Origin of the sequence: Streptomyces botrytidirepellens (genome assembly GCF_003721215.1) — a bacterium.
Taxonomy (GTDB): domain Bacteria; phylum Actinomycetota; class Actinomycetes; order Streptomycetales; family Streptomycetaceae; genus Streptomyces; species Streptomyces himastatinicus.
Genome location: NZ_RIBZ01000631.1, coordinates 1 through 5,138, shown reverse-complemented (window position 1 = coordinate 5,138; position 5,138 = coordinate 1). Strand labels below are relative to the sequence as shown.

Here is a 5,138-nt window from a genome sequence, read left to right as displayed (position 1 = left end):
GGCCGTGCGGTCCTCGGGGACCGCCCGGCCGCGGCTCGCGGACGACCCGCGGGTGCGGGCGGCGCTGGACGCGCGGCGGGCCGACCTGGCGCCGTTCTGGCTGCGGATGCAGGCCGCCGAGCAGCTGCTGTCCGGGCATGCGCTGGTGATCGACGCCGAGGACACGTTTACGTCGATGCTCGCGCATCTGCTGCGGACGGCGGGGCTGACGGTGACCGTGCGGCGGTACGACGAGCCGGGCGTCCGGGAGGCCGCCCTGACCCACGACGGGCCGGTCGTGCTCGGCCCCGGGCCGGGCGATCCCGGTGACGCGGCGGACCCCAAGATGCGGTTCCTGCGGGGGCTGACGGCGGAGTTGGTGGCCGGGCACCGGCACGGGCTGCTGGGGGTGTGCCTGGGGCACGAGCTGATCGCGGCGGAGCTGGGGTTGGAGATCGTGCGGAAGGATGTGCCGTTTCAGGGGGCGCAGGAGCGGATCGATTTCTTCGGGCGGGAGGAGACGGTGGGGTTCTACAACACGTTTACCGCGCGGTGCGATGAGGGGGTGGAGGCGGAGTTGGCGATGCATCGGGTGGAGCTGTGCCGCGACGCGTCGACCGGGGAGGTGCATGCGCTGCGGGGGCCGGGCTTTGCCGGTGTGCAGTTCCACCCGGAGTCGGTGTTGTCGTTGGATGGGGCGGTGGTGGTGGCGGAGCTGCTCGCTGCGGTGCGGGTCTGATTTCCCCCACCCCGCCCCTTCCCGAAACCGGGGCTCCGCCCCGGCCCCCGCTCCTCAATCGCCGGAGGGGCTGGGATTGGGGCATCTCCGCCCCAGGACCCCGCTCCTCAAACCCCGGAAGGGCTGGGAGTGGGGCATCTCCGCCCAAGGACCCCGCTCCTCAAACGCCGGAGGGGCTGGGTTGTACGCCCGGAGGGGCCTGAACTGGTTGTGGGCAATCGTTCCGCGGGGAGGAACGGGTGGGCACAACCCGGCCACCGGCTCGCGCCCGGCAACGAACCCTCGGCCTACGGCTGCTCGCTGGACGGCTGGGTGCCCGCGCTGACCAGGCCCGTCTCGTACGCGGCGATGACGGCCTGGACGCGGTCGCGGAGTCCGAGCTTGGCGAGGATGCGGGCGACGTGGGTCTTGACGGTCGCCTCGGCCAGGTGGAGGCGGGTGGCGAGTTCGGCGTTGCTCAGACCCCGGGCCAGCAGGCCGAGGACCTCCAGTTCGCGCGGGGTGAGCGAGGCGAGGTCGCGGTGGAGGGCGGCGGTGTCGCTGCCGCGCCGGGCGAACCGCTGCACGAGGCGGCGGGTGATGGCGGGCGCGAGGAGGGCGTCGCCGGTACGGACCGTGCGGACGGCGGCGGTCAGTTGTTCGGGGGTGACGTCCTTGAGGAGGAAGCCGCCGGCACCGGCGGACAGCGCCGCGTAGACGTATCGGTCGAGGTCGAAGGTGGTCAGGATGATGACGCGGGGTGTGTCGGGGGCGGGGGCGCCGGTGAGGATGCGGCGGGTGGCCTCCAGGCCGTCCATCTCGGGCATCCGGATGTCCATCAGGACCACGTCGGGACGGGTGCGGCGGACCGCTTCGACCGCTTCGGTTCCGTTGGTCGCCTCGGCGACGACGTCGATGCCGTCGGCGCTGAGGATCATCCGGAATCCGGTGCGGACCAGCGTCTGGTCGTCGGCGAGGAGCACGCGCAGCGGCTCGGTCACGGTGTCTCCAAGGGGATCAGGGCCTCCACGCGGTAGCCGCCGGTCAGGCGTCGGCCGGTGGTCAGGGTTCCGTCGTGGACGGCGAGGCGCTCGCGCAGGCCGATCAGGCCCCGGCCGTTTCCGGCGGCCGCGCCCGCGCCCGGGTGGCCACCGGTGTCGGTGACTTCCACCCGGAGCCGGTCCGGGCCGTAGGCGACGGTCACGGCGGCGGTGGCGCCGGAGGCGTGCTTCACGGTGTTGGTCAGGGCTTCCTGGACCACGCGGTAGGCGGCGAGTTCGAGGCCGGGCGGGAGGGGGCGGGGCGGGCCGGTCACGGTCAGGTCGACGGGCAGACCGGTGTCCCGGACCCGTCCGACCAGCTTTTCCAGCTGGTCCAGGCCGGGTTGCGGGGCCAGCTCCGCCGCCGTGTCGGCCGGGTCCGCGCCTCCGTCCGTCCCCTCGTCCTCGTCGGCCATGGTCAGCAGGCCCATGACGTGGCGCAGCTCGGTCATGGCCGCCCGTCCGCCCGCCTCGACGGCGAGGAGCGCCTCGCCTGCCTGCTCGGGGGAGGTCTTCATGATCTTGCGGGCGGCGCCCGCCTGGATGATCATCACGCTGACGTTGTGCGTGACGACGTCGTGCAGTTCGCGGGCGATCCTGGCCCGCTCGTGCTCGACGGCCCGGCGCAGCGCCTCGGCCTGTTCGCGTTCCAGGGCGGAGAGCCGGGTGCGGCCCTCGTCGGTGCGGAGTTTCCAGGTGCGCAGGCCGACGGCGGCCACGGCCATCGGGACCAGGATCAGCAGGGCGATGTATTCGTTGGGGACGATCGGTGTCACCGAGTTCCCCGAGGTGCCGACCAGGACGACCGACACCGGCAGCGCCGCCAGGGTCGCCACCCGGTACGGGCTGTACACGGCGGCGCTGTAGACGGCGATGACGAACGCGTAGAAGGTCAGCCGCATGACGCTCTGCGGTGTCGCCAGGGTCGCGGCCGTCACGACGCACAGCACGGCGAGCGGGTGGCGGCGGCGCAGCGCCAGGGCACCCGAGGCGATGACCGCGAGGGTCACCATGAGGGCCAGGCCGCCGGGGCCGGTCGGGCGCGCCACGACGGCCTCGACGCCGGGTGCGATCTCACGCAACACGACGTTGTCGACGTTGTCGATGCCGTAGTAGACGGTCGCGATTCCGAGCGCCAGCGCAACCAGCGCGTCGAACTGCCAGGCGCGCCGGGTGGGCCGCAGCGGTGGACCGCTCGGAAGCCCGGCGTCGCGGACCGTCCGGCGGACGGCTTCCCGCAGCCGCTCCAGCGGCGTACGTAAGTCCCTCACCGGTTCATTGTCGCCGCCGCACGGACCCGCGGAGTCCGTCCCGGTGGTCATTCCCGCCGCCCCGGATACATCACCCGCCTACATCGCAAGGATGACGTTTCCGGGGCTCATCCCGGCGCGGTACCGCAAGGGGGCCGGGCGGGCGACGCGGGCGGGCCGGGCCCGCTCCTAGCGTTCACGCAGCCAACTGCCCGTACCCAAGGAGCCTCCCATGACCATGCCGGTGATCGAACTGCGCGAGGTGGGTCGCCGATACGACGACGGCCCGCCCGCTCTGCACGGGGCATCGCTGACCGTGCGGCGCGGCGAGGCCGTCGCGATCCTCGGCCCTTCCGGCAGCGGCAAGTCCACGCTGCTCAATCTGATCGCGGGCGTGGACCGGCCCGATACGGGGACCGTCACCGTGGACGGGGTGCGGGTGGACCGGCTGGGCGAAGCCGGCTCGGCGCTCTACCGGCGGTCGAAGATCGGCATGGTCTTCCAGTTCTTCAACCTGCTCGACGATCTGACCGTCACCGACAATGTCGCCCTGCCCGCGCGCCTCGCGGGTATGGCACGTGGCGTGGCGGACCGCCGGGCGGCGGAACTCCTGGAGCTGCTGGGCATCGACCGGCACGCGCGCGCCTACCCGGGGCGGCTGTCCGGCGGCGAGCGGCAGCGCGTCGCGGTGGCCCGGGCGTTGATGAACCGGCCGGCGCTGCTGCTGGCCGACGAGCCGACCGGGGCCCTGGACACGGCCGCCGGACAGGACGTCAGCAGGCTGCTCACGGACCTCAACGCCGAGGGCCAGACCATCGTCGTGGTCACCCACGACCTGGCATTGGCCCGATCCTGCACGAACCGTACGGTCCGGATCGCCGACGGCCGGATCACCGAAGACGCCCGGTCGCGGGCCGTCGGCCCGGAGACCGTCCGATGAGCGCGCTCGGCAAGGTGGTGCGCTCCGGGATGGGACGACGCCGGGTGCAGACGCTGGTGATCGGGCTCGCCACGATGATGGCGGTGGCCGCCTCCGTCCTCGGCGGATCGCTGCTCGTGGTGTCCGGCGCGCCCTTCGACGACGCCTTCGCGGGGCAGCACGGCGCGCATCTGTCCGTGCAGTTCGACGCGGGCAAGGTGAGTGCCGGGCAGCTGTCGAGGTCCAAGGACGCCGAAGGGGTGAGCCGTGCGGCCGGGCCGTTCCGTACGGCGACGGTCACCCCGCGGTCGGACGGGGCGGGCCCCGGGGGGCCGATGACCGTGGTCGGCCGGGGCGATCCCGGCCGGGACGTGGACGCCGTGGCACTGCTCGACGGGCGGTGGCCCACGCACTCCGGCGAGATCGTGCTGTCCGCCAACTCCTCGCTCATCCCGACCGTGGGCAGGAAGCTCGCCTTCCCCGATCTGCCCGGCGGTCCGACGCTGACGGTGGTCGGTGTGGCCCGCTCGGTCACGCAGACCGCCGACGCCTGGGTGGTCCCGTCCCAGATGCCGGCGCTCACCGCGCCCGGCAGCGGCGGCTACCAGATGCTCTACCGCTTCACCGACGCGGGCACCGCCGCGCAGATCACCGCGGGCGGCAAGGCCGTGACGCGATCCCTGCCGCCGGGAGCAACCGTCGGCGAACAGTCCTGGCTCACCGTCAAGAAGAGCGCCGAGCGCGACACCGCCGTCTACGTCCCGTTCCTCATCGCGTTCGGCGCCCTGGGCCTGGTCATGTCGGCGCTCATCGTCGGCAACGTCGTCGCGTCGGCCGTCGGCACGGCAACGCGCCGCATCGGCATCCTCAAGGCCGTCGGCTTCACCCCGGCCCAGGTCGTGCGGGCCTACGTGGGCCAGGCGCTGATCCCGGCCGCCATCGGCACGGCCCTCGGCGTCCTCACCGGCCACCTGCTCGCCGTCCCCGTACTGGCCGAGACCGAGGAGGTCTACGGCACCTCGTCCCTGGCCATCGCCCCCTGGGTCGACCTGGCGGTGATCGCCGGGGTGCTCGGCCTGGTGGCGGCGACCGCGTGGGCCAGCGCCTGGCGGGCCGGTCGGCTGCGTACGGTCGACGCGCTCGCCGTCGGGCGTACCGCTTCGGCGGGGCGCGGCCGGTGGGCGGCCCGCCTGGCCGGGCGGCTGCCGTTGCCGCGGCCGGTCGCCCTGGGC

The 5,138-nt window shown here is 73.6% G+C and carries 5 protein-coding genes; 3 read left to right on the top strand and 2 right to left on the bottom strand.

The window, feature by feature from the left end; genetic code table 11:
- The coding region (locus EEJ42_RS34145) for an aminodeoxychorismate/anthranilate synthase component II (RefSeq protein WP_148082126.1) at positions 1 to 718 on the top strand (718 nt) is incomplete at its 5' end.
- A 287-nt stretch (positions 719 to 1,005) separates the two neighbouring features.
- Here the strand turns inward: EEJ42_RS34145 and EEJ42_RS34135 are convergent.
- Both EEJ42_RS34135 and EEJ42_RS34130 read right to left on the bottom strand, forming a co-directional pair.
- Complete coding sequence (locus tag EEJ42_RS34135; RefSeq protein WP_123105974.1) at positions 1,006 to 1,698, bottom strand: response regulator; 693 nt, start codon at positions 1,696 to 1,698, stop codon at positions 1,006 to 1,008.
- Positions 1,695 to 3,059, bottom strand: coding sequence for a sensor histidine kinase (locus EEJ42_RS34130; protein WP_123105972.1), 1,365 nt, complete (start codon positions 3,057 to 3,059; stop codon positions 1,695 to 1,697). The genes EEJ42_RS34135 and EEJ42_RS34130 overlap by 4 nt, the downstream gene beginning before the upstream one ends.
- 160 nt (positions 3,060 to 3,219) lie before the next feature.
- Between EEJ42_RS34130 and EEJ42_RS34125 the strand changes: the two genes are divergently transcribed.
- Positions 3,220 to 3,927 (top strand): ABC transporter ATP-binding protein, encoded by a 708-nt coding sequence (locus EEJ42_RS34125; protein WP_123105970.1) that lies wholly within the window; start codon positions 3,220 to 3,222, stop codon positions 3,925 to 3,927.
- Positions 3,924 to 5,138 (top strand): ABC transporter permease (locus tag EEJ42_RS34120; protein ID WP_148082125.1); only part of this gene is annotated, 1,215 nt, incomplete at its 3' end. The genes EEJ42_RS34125 and EEJ42_RS34120, both read left to right, overlap by 4 nt.